The sequence below is a fragment of the Buchnera aphidicola (Protaphis terricola) genome (assembly GCF_964059145.1).
In the GTDB taxonomy this organism is placed as follows: domain Bacteria; phylum Pseudomonadota; class Gammaproteobacteria; order Enterobacterales; family Enterobacteriaceae; genus Buchnera; species Buchnera aphidicola_BP.
Genome location: NZ_OZ060405.1, coordinates 589,455 through 607,166, shown reverse-complemented (window position 1 = coordinate 607,166; position 17,712 = coordinate 589,455). Strand labels below are relative to the sequence as shown.

Genomic DNA, 17,712 nt, shown 5'->3' with positions numbered 1-17,712 from the left:
TTAGTGTATTTTAAAAGGATAACTTAATTTAAAACTACTTATTTAATAAAAAAACTTAAAAAAATTTTTTTTAAGAAGAATCAATATTGCATTCATGATTATTTTTTAAAATATTTTTTTAAAATATAAATAAAATAATAAGATAGTTTATTAGTATTAAGGAATAAATAAAATGCATATAAATAAAAAAAAAATAAAAAAAACAAATTCTAAAATAAAAATATTTTTTATTGTATTGTCTTTAATTTTTCTTTTTATTTTTTCATTTTTCATTGTAAAAATAAAAAATAAAACAAAAAATTTAAATATAATTAAATATGAAGATGTTATAAAAGAAATAAATACGAAAAAAAATATAAATTTCAAAAATGCAGAAGATTTTATTATAAAAAATGAAAATATTTACGGAACTTTAATATCTTTATTATTAGCTAAGCAATATATTTTGAATAATAATCTAGATAAAGCATTTAACCAATTAGAAAACAGCTTAAAAAGTACAAAAGATGAGAATTTAAAAAACATCTTAAGATTAAGAATGTCAAAAATTAAAATACAACAAAATCAAACAAAAGATGCAATGGATATTATTAATGAAATAAAAGATGATTGTTGGAAAAATATAGTAGAAAATATTAAAGGAGATATTTTTATGAAGAATAAAAATATTAATTTAGCTATAAAAGCATGGGAAAAAAGTAAGAATTTTGAAGAATCTCAAACATCTAAAGAAATTATTAATATGAAAATAAATAAAATTAACATAAAATAACTTAAATAAAAATAATATAAAGAGTTCATATTAAAAAATGTCACCTATTATTGCATTAATTGGACGCACCAATGTAGGAAAATCTACTTTATTTAATCTTTTAACTAAAAAAAAACATGCATTAGTTTCAAATTATTCAGGTCTAACTCGAGATAGAAATTATGGATTATTTTATTTAGAAAATAATAATAAATGCATTATTATAGATACCGCTGGATTTGATTTTGAAGAAACTAAAATAAAAGAAAAAGCTTATCAACAAACATTAATAGCTATGAAAGAATCAGATCTAATTTTATTTTTAGTTAGTGCAAAAGAAGGAATTTTACCACAAGAATATTTAATTTTAAAAAAAATAAGAAAATATCAAAAAAATTTCTTTTTAGTTATTAATAAAATTGATAAAACAAAAGAAGTTGAAAAAATAAATGAATTTTACTCACTTGGTATTAAGGAACATATAAAAATTTCCGCAAGTCACAACCAAGGAGTAAATAATCTGATTAATAAATATTTAAATCCATGGATAAAATTAAAATTTAAAAAACTTGAAAAAAAAAAATTAATTAATGATATTAAAATTAAAATTTCATGTATAGGAAAACCAAATGTTGGGAAATCTACTTTAATAAATAAACTATTAATGCAAAATAGAATAATTACTTCAAACTTTCCAGGAACAACATTAGATACTATTTCTATACCTGTAAAATATAATAATAAAAATTATATCCTTATCGATACATCTGGAATTACAAAAAAAAAGAATAACAAAATTGAAAAAATATCTACAATAAAAACCTTTAAAGCTATTGAAAATACAGATATAACACTACTAATTATCGATGCAAAAGATGAACAAAATAAAATATCTAATCAAAATTTATTACTAATCAATATGATTGAAAATTTTGGAAAACCATTAATTATAATAATTAATAAATGGGATCTATTAAATTTTTTAGAAAAAAATCAATTTAAAAAAGCAATTAAAATACAACTAAAAAATTATTTTTTTTTCAAAATACATTATATATCTGCAATTAATAGTAAAAATATTTTTGAAATATTTAAATTAGTTGAAAATTTATATCGATTCTATCAAAAAAAAATAAATACTTCAAAACTTATGAAAATTATGAAAAATGCAATAGATAAACATCCACCTTTAATAAAAAATAGACGTCGAATTAAATTAAAATATATACATTTAGGAAGTTCAAAACCCCCGATTAAAATAATTATACATGGAAATCAGATAAAATATTTAACATTATCTTATAAAAAATATTTAAAAAATTTTTTTCACAATGAATTAAATATACATGGAATACCATTAAAAATTAAGTTTAAAGAAACAATAAATCCATATATCTAATTATATGTTAACTAGATGTATGATTACTAGTATATAAGGGGATTTCTACTTCAATATCAATATCCCCTACAATTGCTTGACAACTTAATCTACTAGTAGATTTTAAACCCCATGCCTTATCTAATACATCTTCTTCTTTTTCAGACCAACCTGAAAGAGAGTTAAAACCTTTTTTTATAATACAATGACATGTACTACAAGCACATGATTTTTCACATGCATGTTCTAATGGAATATTATTATTTAATGCAATATCTAATATAGATTCACCCTTTTTACATTGACATACAGCGCCTTTTGGTAATATAAATTTATGAGGTAGAAAAAAAATTTTAGGCATTTATTTAGTCTCATCTGAAATATTTTTATTTAAAGAAGAACAAAGTGCATTCTTCAAACGTAATGAAAAAAAATTTTTAGTTACTTTATCTAAGTTATTTAAATTTAATTTTATAGAAAAAAAATCATCTTCATTAATAGATTTTATTAATGCTTTTTTATTTAAATTAATTTCTATTAATTCCTCTTTACTAATTAAATGTTTATCTTTTTTTAAAGCATCTTCTAAAAGATTTAAAATATTTTGAGATTCAACTTTTTTTTCTGATTTTATTCTACAATAATAATCATTTTTAGAATAAATAGAATATTTTTTAATTATTTTAGAAAAATTTTTCTGTTGTGATACAGTATTATCAATTTGAATCATTTTAACTTGATTACTATCTTTTTCAATTGCTTTTATATTAATTAAACCATCAGTATCAATTTCAAATGTAACTAAAATTCGAACTAAACCAGCTTTTTTAAGAGGAATTTTTCTCAAAACAAAACGAGAAAGTGAAATACAATTCTTTACAAGATCTCTTTCTCCTTGAAGTACATGAATAATAATTCCCGTTTGATTATCTCTAGAAGTTGTAAATTCTTTAGTTTTAGAAATAGGTATGTGACTATTACGAGGAATAATTTTTTCAACAAAACCACCCATAACTTCAATACCTAATGAAAGTGGTATCACATCTAATAATATTGGTTGATTATATAATAATTTATTTTGTGTTAAAATATTGCATTGTAATGCAGCCCCTATAGCAACAATTTGATCTGGATCTATAGAAGTTAAAGGGCGGATTTTAAAAAATTTTTTAACTTCTTGGTAAACTAATGGAATTCGTGTTGATCCACCTACCATAATTACTTCTTTAATATCTTTTATCTCTAAATCAATATCTTTTAAAATATTTGAACAAATCAATAAAGTTTGTTTAATTAAATCTTTAATAATTATATTAAACTCAAAACGTGTTAATACTCCTGTCCAATTAAAAATATTAAATTTTACTATATTCTTATATGTTAATTGAGTTTTTATTTTTCTCGCTGTTGTTAATAATAAAGATTGAAGAGAATCATTGTATTGATAATTAGATAAATTAGCTTTTTTATAAATATACTTTGCTAATAGATTGTCAAAATCATCACCGCCTAAATTTGAATCGCCGCTTGTCGCTAATACTTCAAAAATTCCTTGGTTTAATTTTAATATAGAAACATCAAATGTACCACCTCCAAGATCATATACAATTATAATACCCTTTTTATTTGTTTCTAAACCATATGCAAGTGCTGCAGAAGTTGGTTCATTTAATAATCTAATTAAATTAATATTAGCCATAATAGCAGCTTTCTTAATTAAAGATCGTTGAATATTATTGAAATATGCTGGAACAGTAATAACTGTTGCATCTATATTTGTTTTATATAAAAAGGAAGCTCTTTGTTTTAAAGATTGTAATATTTTACTTACTACTTGTGTAGAATTAATCCTTCCTAATTTTGTATGAAAAATAATTTCTTGGTTTTCATTTTCTTCTATAATATAAGGTAAAATAGGGAATTCTTTTTTAATAAAATCAATAGAACGACCAATCAATCTTTTTATTGAAAAAATAGTATTTATTGGATCTTTAATTATATATTTCTTTGCTTCCCATCCAACTAAAAATTTATCTTTCTTACAATGTACAACAGATGGTAATAAATAGCGGTTTTTTTCATCATTTAATAATATTGCGTGTTTTTTTTCTATTGTTGATACCAGAGAATAAGTAGTTCCAAAATCTATACCTAAAATTAGTTTTTTATTTAACTTTTCTTTTAAAAAAACCATATAAAAATTTCCTAATTTATTTAATTAAATCAAAAAAATTATTTTTTTAAATTTATCAAAATCTTATTTAAAAATCTCAATTGAGATATTCTATAAATTACTTTATTCCATTTTTTTTCATTAAATGCATAGTTAATTTTATTTTCACAATATTTTATTTCATATTTTATTTTTTTTAAAAACTTATCAATATGAGTAATAGTTAAATTATTTTTTGTTTTTATACTTTCTAATTCTTCATATAGAAAAAAATATTTTTTTAAAAAAGATGGATTATCAGATAATAAATTTTTTTGTTGTGTGTTAATGCCATTTAAAGAAAGTAAATATATTGATCTATTTAATGAATTCTTTAAAATTTCATATCCTTTATTAATTTCTATAGATTTTTCTAAAATTTGATTTTGTTTATATTTAGAATTATTTATAAATAAATCAGGATGGAATTTTAATTGTAATTTGTAATAATTTTTATTAAGAATTTTGATATCTATCTGAAATTGTTTTGGTAATAAGAATAATTCAAAATAGTTCATAAACCACCTAAATTACAATTTTATTTAAAATTTAATTAAATTTAATGTTGAAAAAAAATTTTCAACATTAAACAATAAAAAATTATTCTTTATTCATTTTATTTTTATAATCTGCAATAGCCGCTTTAATAGCATCTTCTGCTAAAATTGAACAATGAATTTTAACTGGAGGTAATTCCAATTCTTCTACTATACTTGTATTTTTAATTGATTCTGCTTCTTTTATAGATTTACCCTTAATCCATTCTGTGACAAGTGAACTAGAAGCAATAGCAGAACCACAACCGTACGTTTTAAAACAAGCATCTTCAATAATTCCTTTTGAGTTTACTTTAATTTGTAACTTCATCACATCACCACAAGCAGGTGCACCTACTAAACCACTTCCTACATTAGTATCAGTATTAGAAAAAGAACCGACATTGCGAGGATTTTCATAATGATCCATAACTTTTTTACTATAAGCCATTTTTAATACCTTTTTATTTAAATTTAAAATTTTTTTAATTATGATCCCATTCTATACTGTTTAAATCAACTCCTGATTTAAACATTTCCCATAATGGTGAAAGTTCACGAAGTTTAGAAATAGATTGATGTACTAATTTTATTGTATATTGAATTTCTTCTTTTGTTGTAAATCTACCAATAGAAAAACGAATAGAACTATGTGCTAATTCATCTTTAATACCTAAAGCTTTTAATACATATGAAGGTTCTAAACTAGATGAAGTACATGCTGATCCTGAAGAAATTGCTAAATCTTTTAACGACATAATTAAAGATTCACCTTCAACATAATTAAAACTAACATTTAAAATATGTGGTGCTCCTTGTTTTAAATCACTATTTAAATAAACTTCTTCAATATTTTTAATGCCATTCCATAAATCGTTTCTCAAATTATTTAAATGAATAAAATCATCTTTTAGTTTTTTTTCTGCTATACGAAATGCTTCTCCCATACCTACGATTTGATGTACTGGCAAAGTTCCAGATCTCATACCACGTTCATGCCCGCCCCCATGTATAGCAGCTAATAATCGAATGCGGGGTTTTCTTCGTATATATAAACCTCCTATACCTTTTGGACCATATAATTTATGAGCTGAAAAAGACATTAAATCTATAAATGATGTTTTTACATCAACTTTGATTTTACCTATACTTTGAGTAGCATCAACATGGAAAAAAATATCGTGAGATTTGCAAATTTTAGATATATTATTAATATCTTGTATAATTCCAATTTCATTATTAACATGCATTATAGAAACAAGTATTGTATTTTTTCTTATATTTTTTTTTAAATCATTTAAATCAATAATTCCATTATTTTTAGGATTTAAATAAGTTATAGAAAAACCTTCGCTTTCTAAATATCTACAAGTATCTAATACTGATTTATGTTCAGTTTTACTTGTAATAATATGATTACCTTTTTTTTTATAAAATAATGCAATACCTTTAATAGCTAAATTATTTGATTCAGTTGCTCCAGAAGTAAATATAATTTCACGTGAATCTGCACCAATTAAATTTGCAATTTGATTACGGGCTATATCAACAATTTCTTCTGCCTCCCAACCAAATTTATGTGAACGAGAAGCCGAATTTCCAAATATTCCATCTATTGTTAGATAATTCATCATTTTTTTTGCAACTTTAAAATCAACTGGAGTAGTTGATGCATAATCTAAATAAATTGGATGTTTCATAAAATTATTTACCTTAATAAATATTATTAAATAAGTGATATTCTATCATTTTAATAAATATTTCGTTTTAAAAAAATATCTACTTTTAAAAAATAAGATTTTTTTCTAAAATAGAAAGTAGACTTTTTTATTAATTCAGAATATAATTAGTTATTTTAAAAAATTTAAAAATCATTAGGGGTGTAGTTCAATTGGTAGAGCATCGGTCTCCAAAACCGAAAGTTGGAGGTTCAAATCCTTTCACCCCTGCCAAAAATTTACTCTTCAATAAAACAATTTTAAACAATCATTATTATTCCTATAAAAAATATTCTAGAAATATATTTTACAATATATTAAAAAGTTAATTCTTTAAATATTTAAGAGATTTTTAAAATGCCTAAATATCGTTCTTTTAAAACAACCCATGGACGAAATATGTCTGGAGCTAGAGCATTATGGCGCGCTACAGGTATGAATGAAGAAGATTTTAAAAAACCTATTATTGCTATAGTAAATTCATTTTCAGAGTTTGTACCAGGACATATTCATTTGCAAAAAGTTGGAAAAGTAATTTCAAAAGAAATTTATAAATCAGGAGGTGTTCCAAAAGAATTTAATACTATCGCAATAGATGACGGTATTGCAATGGGACATTCAGGAATGTTATATTCTTTGCCGTCACGAGAATTAATTGCAGATTCTGTAGAATATGTCATTAATGCTCACTGTGTTGATGCAATGATATGTATTTCTAATTGTGATAAAATTACACCAGCAATGTTTATGGCATCGATGCGTTTAAATATACCTTCAGTTTTTGTTTCAGGCGGACCAATGGAAGCTGGTAAAATAAAAATAGAAGATAAAATAAAAAAAATTGATTTAGTCGATGCAATTACTCACGGAGGAGATCCTAAACAATCAAATGAGTTTATAAAAAAAATAGAACAATTATCATGTCCTACATGTGGTTCTTGTTCAGGTATGTTTACTGCTAACTCCATGAATTGTTTAATGGAAGCTATTGGATTAGCATTGCCAGGAAATGGAACGTTATTAGCAACTCATATAAACCGTAAAAAATTATTTAAAAAATCTGCTCAAATCATAGTGAAAATTACAAAAGATTATTATGAAAATAATAATGATAAAGTTCTACCTAGAAATATTGCTAATAGGGATGCTTTCAAAAATGCAATGAGATTAGATATTGCTATGGGAGGATCAACAAATACTATATTGCATTTATTAGCTGCAGCTAATGAAGGGAAAATAAACTTTAATATGTCTGATATTGATATTCTTTCTAAAAATACTCCACATATTTGTAAAGTTTCTCCAAGTACACAATTATATCATATAGAAGATGTACATCGAGCAGGTGGAATTATGGGTATTTTGTCTGAATTAAATCGTTTTAATTTATTAAAAAATCAAACGAAAAATATATTAAAGTTAACTTTAGAAGAAACACTAAAGAACTATGATATTTTAAATACTAAAAATGCTGATATAATAGAAATGTTTTATTCAGCTCCTAGTGGAGTAAAAACTATTGAACCATTTTCACAAAATTTTAGATGGAAAACATTAGATAAAGATCGTATTAATGGATGTATTAGATCTTGTGATCATGCATATAGTAAAGAAGGAGGTTTATCTATTTTATATGGAAATTTAGCAAAAAATGGCTGCATAATAAAAACTGCTGGTATTAATAAAAATAATTATATTTTTTCTGGAGTAGCAAAGGTTTATGAAAGTCAAGAAGATGCTGTTAAAGCAATTTTAAATAAAAAAATTATTCCTGGAGATGTCATAGTAATTCGATATGAAGGTCCTAAAGGCGGACCAGGAATGCAAGAAATGCTTTATCCAACAACATATTTAAAATCTATGAAATTAGATAAAACATGTGCATTAATAACAGATGGTCGATTTTCAGGTGGTACATCAGGATTATCAATTGGGCATATTTCTCCTGAAGCTGCAAGTCAAGGAGTGATAGCATTAGTGAAAAATGGAGATAATATTCAAATAAATATCTATAAAAAAAGTATTCATTTAAATATTACAAAAAAAGAACTAAAAAATCGAATTATACAAGAAAAGTTAAAAGGTGAACAAGCATTTAAACCATTCAATCGAAAAAGAAAAATATCTTTAGCATTAAAATTTTATGCATCTTTTGCAACAAGTGCTGATACTGGAGCAATAAGGAACAGAAATAAATTAAAAAATTTATATAATAAATAATTAATAATTAATAAATTTTTAAAAGTAGGAATTAATAAAATGAATTATTTTAATAAACTATGTTTTAGAAAAAAAATTAAAGAATTAAAAAAATGTCGTCTTATGAAGAGAAAAGAATTTAAAAATAAAAATAATATTTTGAAAAATAAAAATATTGTTATTATTGGTTGTGGATCTCAAGGTTTAAACCAAGGTTTAAATATGAGGGACTCAGGTCTTAATATTTCTTATGCATTAAAAAATGATAGTATTTTAAAAAAAAACAAATCATGGATCAACGCTACAAAACATCATTTTTCAGTAAATAATTATGAAAATTTAATACCTACTGCAGACTTAATAATTAATTTAACACCAGATAAACAACATTCTAATGTAATCAAAGATATTCAAAAATTAATGAAGCCTAATGCATGTTTAGGATATTCTCATGGTTTTAATATTGTAGAATGCGGAGAAAAAATAAGAAAAGATATAACAGTAATTATGATGGCTCCAAAATGTCCTGGAACTGAAGTACGAGAAGAATTTCAAAAAGGTTTTGGTGTTCCAACATTGATTGCAGTTCATCCTGAAAATGATCCTAATAATATTGGATTAGAATTTGCTAAAGCATGGGCTTTTTCTACCGGAGGTCATCGTGCTGGAGTTTTAGAATCATCATTTATAGCAGAAGTAAAATCTGATTTAATGGGAGAACAAACTATTTTATGTGGTTTATTACAAACAGCTTCATTAATATTTTATGAAAAAATGATTCAAGATAAAAATGACCCTGGATATTCAGGAAAATTTATACAATATGGATGGGAAATAATTACTAAATCTTTAAAACATGGAGGTATTACGTTAATGATGGATAGACTGTCTAATACATCTAAAATTAGAGCATGTCAATTATCTGAAAAAATAAAAATAGAATTATCACCATTATTTAAAAAACATATGGATAATATCATTTCTGGTGAATTTTCTAAAGAAATGATAAATGACTGGAATAATAATGATTTAAAACTAATAAATTGGCGTCATAATATTAAATCAAAACCTTTTGAAAAAGCTCCATTATATTTTAAAAATATACTAGAACAAGAATATTATGATCATGGAACATTAATGGTAGCGATATTAAAAGCAGGTATTGAATTAGCTTTTGAAACAATGCTAGAAACAGGTATTAAAAGTGAATCAGCTTATTATGAATCACTTCATGAGTTACCATTAATTGCTAATACAATTGCAAGAAAAAAATTATATGAAATGAATATGGTTATTTCAGATACAGCAGAATATGGAAGCTATCTTTTTTCTGATACAGCATACCCTATTCTTAAAAATTTTATAATGAGACTTGAAAAATCTGATTTAGGATCAAAAATATCTGATATATCAATAGATAATGTAAACTTATCCAAAATTAATGATCAAATCCGAAATCATCCAATTGAAGTAATTGGACATAAATTAAGAAATTATATGAAAAATATGAAAAGTACATTTAATTAAAATATATTGTTTATTCTTATTAATTTTATTCAAATTTTTAAATCATTCTAATTAACTAATCAATATTACTATTTTATGTCTCTTAATTATATTCAAAAAAATGCAGTACAACTCATTAATGGTCCCTGTTTAATATTAGCAGGGGCGGGTTCAGGAAAAACAAAAGTTATTATTAATAAAATAATTTATTTAATAAAATATTGCAAATATAAACCTAGTAATATTATTGCTTTAACTTTTACTAATAAAGCTGCTCATGAAATAAAAACTCGTCTTTTAGAAAATTTAAATATTTGTCAAATAAAACAAATTATTATTTCAACATTTCATTCATTTGGTTTAAAAATCATTAAAAAAGAAATAAAATATTTGGAATTAAATTCTAATTTTTCTTTATTTGATGAAAAAGATCAAATTATATTATTAAAAAAAATTACTAGTGATATTAAATATGATATTAAATCATTAAAAACATTGCTTTTTATGATTTCTTTATGGAAAAATCAATTTTATACTCCTAAGGAAGTTCAATTATTAGCTAAATCTAATCAAGAAAAAGATTTTGCATATTTTTATAAAAAATATACTGTTCATTTACAAAAATCAAATATATTAGATTTTGATGATTTAATTTGTATCCCTACTTTATTATTTAAAAATAATAAAACTATAAAAGATCGATGGCAAAAAAAAATTACTTATTTATTAATTGATGAATATCAAGACACTAGTTATAGTCAATACGAAATGATCAAAGAAATTACAAATAAAAATTCAAATTTTACATTAGTAGGAGACGATGATCAGTCAATATATTCTTGGAGAGGTGCTAAACCGCAAAATCTTCTTTTATTAAAAAAAGATTTTCCTCATTTAAAAATTATAAAAATGGAGCAAAATTATCGTTCATATGGTAGAATACTTAAAGCTGCAAATAAACTTATTTCGTATAATTCAAGTTATTTAAAAAAAAAATTATTTTCTAAATTAAAATATGGAAATAAAATCAAAATTATTATTGGAGAGAATGAAGAAGCTGAAGCAGAAAAAATTGCACAAAAAATTATTTTTCAATGTACTCAAGAAAAAATAAAATATAAAAATTATGCTATACTATACCGAGGAAACTATCAATCTCAAATACTAGAAAAAATATTTCTAAAACGAAATATTCCTTATAATATTTCTAATAATACATCATTTTTTTCACATCCAGAAATCAAAGATCTTTTAAGTTATCTTCGTTTAATTACCAATCATAATGATAATTACGCATTTTTAAGAATAGTAAATACTCCTCATAGAAAAATAGGTGTTACTACAATTAATAAAATAGAAAAATTTTCTATTGAAAGAAATATTAGTTTTTTTAAAGCTGTTGATAATCCAAAAATAAAAACAGTCTTAAGAAATTCTACAATAAATAAAATAAAAAAATTTACTTTATGGGTTCAAAAAATGACTAATTTATCTATTTCAGAACCTATAAATATTTTAAATATTATTATTCATGATATTAAATATAAATCATGGTTAAAAAAACATTTAAAAGAATCTGAAAAAATAAAAAAAAGTATTAAAAATATTAATACTTTATCAGATTGGATAAAAAATTTATTAAAAGGAAGTAATTTTGAAGAACCTTTAAATTTATTAGATATTGTTACAAAAATGACACTTCGTGATATTATAAACAATGAAAAAAAATCTGAAGATTTAAATAAAGTCCAATTAATGACTTTACATGCATCTAAAGGTTTAGAGTTTTCTTCTGTTTTTATTATTGGTATGAGTGAAGGAACGTTTCCTAATGTAAAAAGTATCAATGAAAATAATATAGAAGAAGAAAGAAGATTAGCATATGTAGGAATGACTAGGGCAAAAAAACAGTTATTTTTAACATATTGTCAAACAAAAATACAATATGGTCAAAAATTGTATAATATTCCTAGTAGATTTTTATTTGAACTACCTAAAGAAGATTTACATTGGGATCAGAACATTGTCTTAACTGATACTCTCAAAAATAAAATAAATAATGTAAAAAAAATAAATATTTTGAAAAATATTATTAAAAAAAAATAACTATTTAAAATTATAAACAATTAAAATTCTATAATTTTAGTTTAAATCAATCTATAAAAATGATAATATTACAGATTGTATTAATATAAAAATTTAAATAAAATTTTTTAAATTTCTCCCTTTATAGAGTAAATAAAAAATGAATAATATAATTGAATTAACCGATCATAATTTTGAAGAAAAAGTATTAAACTCAAAGAAATTTATATTAGTTGATTTTTGGGCTGAATGGTGTAATCCATGTAAAATGTTAGCTCCTATTTTAGAAGAGATAGCAGATGAATATGCTAAAAAAGTAAAAGTAACTAAATTAAATATTGAAAAAAATCCAAAAACTGCACCTATATATTCTATTAGAGGTATTCCTGCATTATTATTATTTCATAATAGCCACGTTGTAGCGACAAAAATTGGTGCTATTTCTAAATTAGAATTAAAAAAATTTTTAGATGAAAATATAAAATAAACTTTTTATAAAAATATTAATTTAAAATATATGTTATATCAATATTATCATTTCAAGATTCACTCTGATTTTACTAAGAACCCACCATTATGAATCTTACCGCACTTAAAAATATGCCCGTTTCTGAATTAATTATTCTTGGTGAAAAAATGGGGTTGGAAAATTTAGCGCGTATGCGTAAACAAGATATTATTTTTGCAATCCTTAAACAACATTCAAAAAGTGGAGAAGATATTTTCGGCGATGGAGTTTTAGAAATATTACAAGATGGATTCGGTTTTCTTCGATCTGCTGATAGTTCTTATTTAGCTGGGCCCGATGATATATATGTATCACCTAGTCAAATTCGTAGATTTAATTTAAGAACTGGTGATACTATTTCTGGAAAAATAAGACCACCAAAAGAAGGTGAAAGATATTTTGCTTTATTAAAAGTAAATGAAGTAAATTATGATAAACCTGAAAATGCAAGAAGTAAAATTTTATTTGAAAATTTAACACCTTTGCATGCAAATTCTCGTTTAAGAATGGAAAGGGGGAATGGTTCAACGGAAGATTTAACTACAAGGGTATTAGATCTTGCTTCACCTATAGGAAGAGGTCAAAGAGGTTTAATAGTAGCGCCCCCTAAAGCAGGAAAAACAATTTTATTACAGAATATTGCTCAAAGTATAGCTTATAACCATCCAGATTGTGTATTAATGGTTTTGTTAATTGATGAAAGACCAGAAGAAGTTACTGAAATGCAGAGATTAGTAAAAGGTGAAGTTGTTGCATCTACTTTTGATGAACCTGCATCAAGACATGTACAAGTTGCAGAAATGGTTATTGAAAAAGCAAAGAGATTAGTAGAACATAAAAAAGATGTAATTATATTGCTTGATTCAATTACTCGATTAGCACGTGCTTATAATACTGTAGTACCAGCTTCTGGGAAAGTTTTAACTGGAGGAGTTGATGCTAATGCGTTACATAGACCTAAACGATTTTTTGGTGCTGCAAGAAATGTAGAAGAGGGTGGTAGTTTAACAATCATTGCAACTGCTCTAGTTGATACAGGATCAAAAATGGATGAAGTAATTTATGAAGAATTTAAAGGTACAGGAAATATGGAATTACCATTGTCTAGAAAAATAGCAGAAAAACGTGTTTTTCCAGCTATTGATTATAATAGATCTGGTACTAGAAAAGAAGAATTACTAACTCTTCCAGATGAACTTCAAAAAATGTGGATATTAAGAAAAATTATTCATCCTATGAGCGAGATAGATGCAATGGAATTTTTATTAAATAAACTATCTATGACAAAAACTAATAATGAATTTTTTGACATGATGAAGCGCTCATAAATATAATATTAATCTAAAGTTAAAAGTATTATTTTTTTATTTTTTTTAAAATTAAAAATATTATAAAAAAAGCTGGACAATATTAAGGATTAATCATAAAATCTAATTTATTATTTTATAAATGCGCTCGTAGCTCATTTGGATAGAGCACTATCTTCCGAAGATAGAGGTATCAGGTTCAAATCCTGCCGAGCGCACTTTATTTTTAATATTTTATATATTTTTTGTTTTGGTGGCTATAGCTCAGTTGGTAGAGTGCTGGATTGTGATTCCAGTGGTCATGGGTTCGAATCCCATTAGCCACCCAAAAATTAAATACGGCGAATAGCGCAGCTTGGTAGCGCAACTGGTTTGGGACCAGTAGGTCAGAGGTTCAAATCCTCTTTCGCCGAATAAAATTTAATTATATTTTTTAATAATTTTTAATAGATTTCTATTATTAGCATAATTTGAAATAATAATATCTTTCCAACCTATTTTTTGAGCTATTTTTTTTAATCTTTTTCCTACAACAAATAATTTACATTTGAATAGCCATTCATGTTTATTTGATACATTAACTTTTTCATTTAATTTTTTTAAAATTGAACCACTAGTAACTACTAGAGTATCTATTTTTAAAGATCTCCATTTGTTAATTTCAAAATGATTACTTATTTTTTTAAATTTTTTTTTATAACATTCAATAATAGATATATTAAAACTGTCTTTTAATAATTTTTTTTCTATTAATTGTCGTCCATTTTCTCCTTTTAATAAAATAATTTTAGATCTACTAATATTATTTTTATATAAAATTTTTATTAAATTTTCACTGTTTTCTTCTTTTGGAATAAAAATTTTTTTTTAATATATTTTTTAAGAAACATAGCTGTACTTTTTCCAATAGAATAGTAATCTGGAAATAAAGGCCAACATAAATTATTTTGATTTAAATATAAATTTGTATAATATACAGACCTTTTAGAAGATATAATAATTATATTTGATTTATATAATTCATAAATTTTATGTGATAGACTTAAGGGGCTAATACTAGGAAAAAAATTAAAACAAGAAAAATTCCAAGATAAAATACCTATATATTTTAACATATTTACTAACTCTTCACCTTCTGGAGAAGGTCGAATAACTAATATTTTCATATTTTATAATTTAATTTTTTGAATATACATATTATCAAGAATTTTACGTGCTCCATTACTAAGTAGCTCGTTAGCTAAAGAATATCCCATTTCTTCACCATTGTAATACCATCCTATTCTTTCACCTTTTAATATTGTATTTCCATCTGGAGAACCTACTAAACCTCTAAGCCAAATTTTATTCTTTTTAAGAATAGCATAACTCCCAATTGGGATTTGGCAACCAGCTTCCAAAGTTTTACAAAATGCACGTTCTGCATTTATTTCAGCATAAGTATTAAAATGATTTAAACGTGATAAATGAAATAATATTTTTTTATCATGTAATCTTGATTGTATACCAATAGCACCTTGTCCACATGAAGGAAGAGATAATTCAGCTGGAATAATTTGAGAAATTCGATGTTTTAAACTTAATCTATTTAATCCCTCAGTTGCTAAAATAATTGCGTCATATTGACCTGAATCTAATTTAGCTATTCTAGTTTCTATATTACCTCGTAATGGTGAAACTATTAAATCTGGACGATAGGTAATCAATTGACATTGTCTTCTTAAACTAGATGTTCCAATTATTGCTCCTTTAGGTAATTGATTAATAGTTTTGTAATTATTAGAAACTAGTGAATCTAATGGATTTCCTCTCTTACATATACTAACTAAACATAATTCTTTTGTAATATGAACAGGAAGATCCTTCATTGAATGTATTGCAATATCTGCTCGATTTTCAAGAAGAGCAAATTCCAACTCTTTTATAAAAAGCCCTTTTCCGCTAATTTTAGATAAAGATTTATTTAAAATATTATCTCCATGAGTAACTATAGGTACTAATTTTATATTTAAATTTGGATATAAAGATAATATTTTTTTTTTAACATATTTAGTCTGTTCTAAAGCTAAAGGACTTTTTCTAGTAGCAATTCTTAATATTTTTTTTTTCATATTACTATTCATAGTATTATAAGAGATTTTTTTACATAAATATTATTATGTAATATATATTGATTTTATTTAAAATATTTAAGTATGATAAAATATCAATTCTTTTTTATTAGATTGTCTAGAAAAAGATTCTTGAAATATTTCCCAAAAATCTTTATTGCTTCGATTGCAAATCCATTTTCCTACATTATAATTAAAATGATAAGCATTAAATTTTGTAGCTAACCAAATTTGTTTTAAGAATTCTTGTTTATTAATTATAATTACACTATTATCAAAAAAAGTAATATTCATTACATAGTTTTGTATTTCATAATCAAAATCAATTGTATTAATATATAAATTTAAATTATCTTCTATCTTTAAAAATAATTCATCTATTAATTTATAAAAATTATTTTTTTTGTTAAAAATTATTTTATTTTCCATTAATATTTTCCATAATTGATAAATTTAATTATTTTTTTTAAAAAATAAAATTTTTTTAATTTTATTGAATTTTTAAAGAATTTTCTATAAAAACTTGTAATTATCAGGATTATAAATGTATTTAAATAAAAAAAATAAAAAAAAAATTCATTTCTCTAAAATGCATGGTTTAGGAAATGATTTTATGGTAATTCAAAATATTACACAAAATTTTTCTATTTCTTCAAATAAAATTAAAGAGCTATCAAATCGTAATACTGGTATTGGTTTTGATCAATTGTTATTAATTGAAAAATCAAACAATCCTCAGTTCGACTTTAATTATAGAGTATTTAATTCAAATGGAAATGAAGTAGAACAATGTGGAAATGGAGCACGTTGTGTGGGTTTATTTCTTATATTAAATAATTTAACACACAAAAAAAAAATTCATCTTAGTACTAGAAAAAAAAATATAACAATTAATTTTATTTCAGATACAATTATTCAAGTTAACATGAATGAACCTAACTTTTCATTGAATGAAATAACTAGTTCAAAAAAATTTAAAATTAATAATTTTTCCGTAAAAATAATTAATAATAATTTATTATGTAGTTTAGTTTCTATGGGTAACCCACATTGCGTCATTAAAGTAGAATCTATAAAATATGCACCTGTTAAAATTATTAGTCAAATTATAGAGAAAAAATTTATTTTTCCTGAAGGTATTAACGTTAACTTTATGCAAATTTTAAATAAAAATTATATTAAATTAAGAGTATATGAACGTAATGAAGGAGAAACTAATGCTTGCGGTACTGGAGCATGTGCTTCAGTAGCAGTTGGTATCGTAAAAAAAATACTTGATAAAAATGTTCAAGTTCAATTACCAGGTGGAAATTTATTAATTACATGGAAAGGTTTTGGATATCCTTTATATATGACAGGATCTGCAAATCATATTTATGAAGGTTATATATATATATAATA

General features: G+C 23.4%; 17 protein-coding genes and 4 tRNA genes. 12 read left to right on the top strand and 9 right to left on the bottom strand.

Annotated elements, in window-relative coordinates:
• The first annotated feature begins 172 nt into the window (after positions 1-172).
• Positions 173-772: a YfgM family protein gene (locus AB4W67_RS02995; protein ID WP_367682540.1), complete on the top strand. Its 600-nt coding sequence runs from the start codon at positions 173-175 to the stop codon at positions 770-772.
• A gap of 37 nt (positions 773-809) precedes the next feature.
• Positions 810-2,150: a ribosome biogenesis GTPase Der gene (gene der / locus AB4W67_RS02990; protein WP_367682539.1), complete on the top strand. Its 1,341-nt coding sequence runs from the start codon at positions 810-812 to the stop codon at positions 2,148-2,150.
• A gap of 7 nt (positions 2,151-2,157) precedes the next feature.
• Here der and fdx read toward each other — a convergent pair whose 3' ends face one another.
• The 5 genes from fdx to AB4W67_RS02965 form a co-directional block, all read right to left on the bottom strand.
• Positions 2,158-2,490: an ISC system 2Fe-2S type ferredoxin gene (fdx, locus tag AB4W67_RS02985; protein ID WP_367682538.1), complete on the bottom strand. Its 333-nt coding sequence runs from the start codon at positions 2,488-2,490 to the stop codon at positions 2,158-2,160.
• On the bottom strand, positions 2,491-4,323 hold the full coding sequence (hscA, locus tag AB4W67_RS02980) for a Fe-S protein assembly chaperone HscA (protein ID WP_367682537.1): 1,833 nt from the start codon (positions 4,321-4,323) through the stop codon (positions 2,491-2,493).
• A gap of 38 nt (positions 4,324-4,361) precedes the next feature.
• On the bottom strand, positions 4,362-4,859 hold the full coding sequence (gene hscB, locus AB4W67_RS02975) for a Fe-S protein assembly co-chaperone HscB (RefSeq protein ID WP_367682536.1): 498 nt from the start codon (positions 4,857-4,859) through the stop codon (positions 4,362-4,364).
• An 82-nt stretch (positions 4,860-4,941) separates the two neighbouring features.
• Positions 4,942-5,328 (bottom strand): Fe-S cluster assembly scaffold IscU, encoded by a 387-nt coding sequence (gene iscU / locus AB4W67_RS02970; RefSeq protein ID WP_367682535.1) that lies wholly within the window; start codon positions 5,326-5,328, stop codon positions 4,942-4,944.
• Positions 5,329-5,362: 34 nt separating this feature from the next.
• The gene (locus AB4W67_RS02965; RefSeq protein WP_367682534.1) at positions 5,363-6,577 is read right to left on the bottom strand and encodes an IscS subfamily cysteine desulfurase; all 1,215 of its coding nucleotides are present in this window, start codon (positions 6,575-6,577) and stop codon (positions 5,363-5,365) included.
• Positions 6,578-6,753: 176 nt separating this feature from the next.
• On the opposite strand from AB4W67_RS02965, the gene AB4W67_RS02960 reads away from it, so the two are divergent.
• The 9 genes from AB4W67_RS02960 to AB4W67_RS02920 all read left to right on the top strand — a co-directional run bounded on the left by AB4W67_RS02960 (position 6,754) and on the right by AB4W67_RS02920 (position 14,613).
• Positions 6,754-6,829, top strand: a tRNA-Trp gene (locus tag AB4W67_RS02960).
• 123 nt (positions 6,830-6,952) lie between these two features.
• Positions 6,953-8,815: a dihydroxy-acid dehydratase gene (ilvD, locus tag AB4W67_RS02955; protein WP_367682533.1), complete on the top strand. Its 1,863-nt coding sequence runs from the start codon at positions 6,953-6,955 to the stop codon at positions 8,813-8,815.
• A gap of 39 nt (positions 8,816-8,854) precedes the next feature.
• Complete coding sequence (gene ilvC / locus AB4W67_RS02950; protein ID WP_367682532.1) at positions 8,855-10,321, top strand: ketol-acid reductoisomerase; 1,467 nt, start codon at positions 8,855-8,857, stop codon at positions 10,319-10,321.
• Positions 10,322-10,396: 75 nt separating this feature from the next.
• Complete coding sequence (locus AB4W67_RS02945; protein WP_367682531.1) at positions 10,397-12,406, top strand: UvrD-helicase domain-containing protein; 2,010 nt, start codon at positions 10,397-10,399, stop codon at positions 12,404-12,406.
• Between the two features lie 139 nt (positions 12,407-12,545).
• A complete protein-coding gene (trxA, locus tag AB4W67_RS02940) occupies positions 12,546-12,872 on the top strand; it encodes a thioredoxin TrxA (protein ID WP_367682530.1) in 327 nt (108 codons plus the stop codon).
• Between the two features lie 89 nt (positions 12,873-12,961).
• Complete coding sequence (gene rho, locus AB4W67_RS02935; protein ID WP_367682529.1) at positions 12,962-14,221, top strand: transcription termination factor Rho; 1,260 nt, start codon at positions 12,962-12,964, stop codon at positions 14,219-14,221.
• Between the two features lie 123 nt (positions 14,222-14,344).
• Positions 14,345-14,418, top strand: a tRNA-Arg gene (locus AB4W67_RS02930).
• A 35-nt stretch (positions 14,419-14,453) separates the two neighbouring features.
• Positions 14,454-14,526 (top strand) — tRNA-His (locus AB4W67_RS02925).
• A gap of 13 nt (positions 14,527-14,539) precedes the next feature.
• Positions 14,540-14,613, top strand: a tRNA-Pro gene (locus tag AB4W67_RS02920).
• A gap of 7 nt (positions 14,614-14,620) precedes the next feature.
• On the opposite strand, the gene AB4W67_RS02915 is transcribed toward AB4W67_RS02920, so the two are convergent.
• The 4 genes from AB4W67_RS02915 to cyaY all read right to left on the bottom strand — a co-directional run bounded on the left by AB4W67_RS02915 (position 14,621) and on the right by cyaY (position 16,740).
• On the bottom strand, positions 14,621-15,019 hold the full coding sequence (locus AB4W67_RS02915) for a uroporphyrinogen-III synthase (protein ID WP_367682813.1): 399 nt from the start codon (positions 15,017-15,019) through the stop codon (positions 14,621-14,623).
• A gap of 5 nt (positions 15,020-15,024) precedes the next feature.
• Positions 15,025-15,366 (bottom strand): uroporphyrinogen-III synthase, encoded by a 342-nt coding sequence (locus AB4W67_RS02910; RefSeq protein ID WP_367682528.1) that lies wholly within the window; start codon positions 15,364-15,366, stop codon positions 15,025-15,027.
• A gap of 3 nt (positions 15,367-15,369) precedes the next feature.
• Entirely contained in the window at positions 15,370-16,311 is a 942-nt protein-coding gene (hemC, locus tag AB4W67_RS02905) for a hydroxymethylbilane synthase (RefSeq protein WP_367682527.1), read from the bottom strand.
• 78 nt (positions 16,312-16,389) lie between these two features.
• A complete protein-coding gene (cyaY, locus tag AB4W67_RS02900) occupies positions 16,390-16,740 on the bottom strand; it encodes an iron donor protein CyaY (protein ID WP_367682526.1) in 351 nt (116 codons plus the stop codon).
• Positions 16,741-16,855: 115 nt separating this feature from the next.
• Here cyaY and dapF point away from each other — a divergent pair, with 115 nt between their 5' ends.
• A complete protein-coding gene (dapF, locus tag AB4W67_RS02895; protein WP_367682525.1) occupies positions 16,856-17,710 on the top strand; it encodes a diaminopimelate epimerase in 855 nt (284 codons plus the stop codon).
• The last annotated feature ends 2 nt before the right edge of the window (positions 17,711-17,712 follow it).

Coding starts and splice junctions, on each gene's coding strand:
- hscB (WP_367682536.1), bottom strand. CDS start 4,859: ATGAACTATTTTGAATTATTCTTATTACCAAAACAATTTCAGATAGAT.
- cyaY (WP_367682526.1), bottom strand. CDS start 16,740: ATGGAAAATAAAATAATTTTTAACAAAAAAAATAATTTTTATAAATTA.
- AB4W67_RS02965 (WP_367682534.1), bottom strand. CDS start 6,577: ATGAAACATCCAATTTATTTAGATTATGCATCAACTACTCCAGTTGAT.
- rho (WP_367682529.1), top strand. CDS start 12,962: ATGAATCTTACCGCACTTAAAAATATGCCCGTTTCTGAATTAATTATT.
- hscA (WP_367682537.1), bottom strand. CDS start 4,323: ATGGTTTTTTTAAAAGAAAAGTTAAATAAAAAACTAATTTTAGGTATA.
- AB4W67_RS02995 (WP_367682540.1), top strand. CDS start 173: ATGCATATAAATAAAAAAAAAATAAAAAAAACAAATTCTAAAATAAAA.
- iscU (WP_367682535.1), bottom strand. CDS start 5,328: ATGGCTTATAGTAAAAAAGTTATGGATCATTATGAAAATCCTCGCAAT.
- AB4W67_RS02910 (WP_367682528.1), bottom strand. CDS start 15,366: ATGAAAATATTAGTTATTCGACCTTCTCCAGAAGGTGAAGAGTTAGTA.
- fdx (WP_367682538.1), bottom strand. CDS start 2,490: ATGCCTAAAATTTTTTTTCTACCTCATAAATTTATATTACCAAAAGGC.
- ilvD (WP_367682533.1), top strand. CDS start 6,953: ATGCCTAAATATCGTTCTTTTAAAACAACCCATGGACGAAATATGTCT.
- trxA (WP_367682530.1), top strand. CDS start 12,546: ATGAATAATATAATTGAATTAACCGATCATAATTTTGAAGAAAAAGTA.
- AB4W67_RS02945 (WP_367682531.1), top strand. CDS start 10,397: ATGTCTCTTAATTATATTCAAAAAAATGCAGTACAACTCATTAATGGT.
- dapF (WP_367682525.1), top strand. CDS start 16,856: ATGTATTTAAATAAAAAAAATAAAAAAAAAATTCATTTCTCTAAAATG.
- der (WP_367682539.1), top strand. CDS start 810: ATGTCACCTATTATTGCATTAATTGGACGCACCAATGTAGGAAAATCT.
- ilvC (WP_367682532.1), top strand. CDS start 8,855: ATGAATTATTTTAATAAACTATGTTTTAGAAAAAAAATTAAAGAATTA.
- hemC (WP_367682527.1), bottom strand. CDS start 16,311: ATGAAAAAAAAAATATTAAGAATTGCTACTAGAAAAAGTCCTTTAGCT.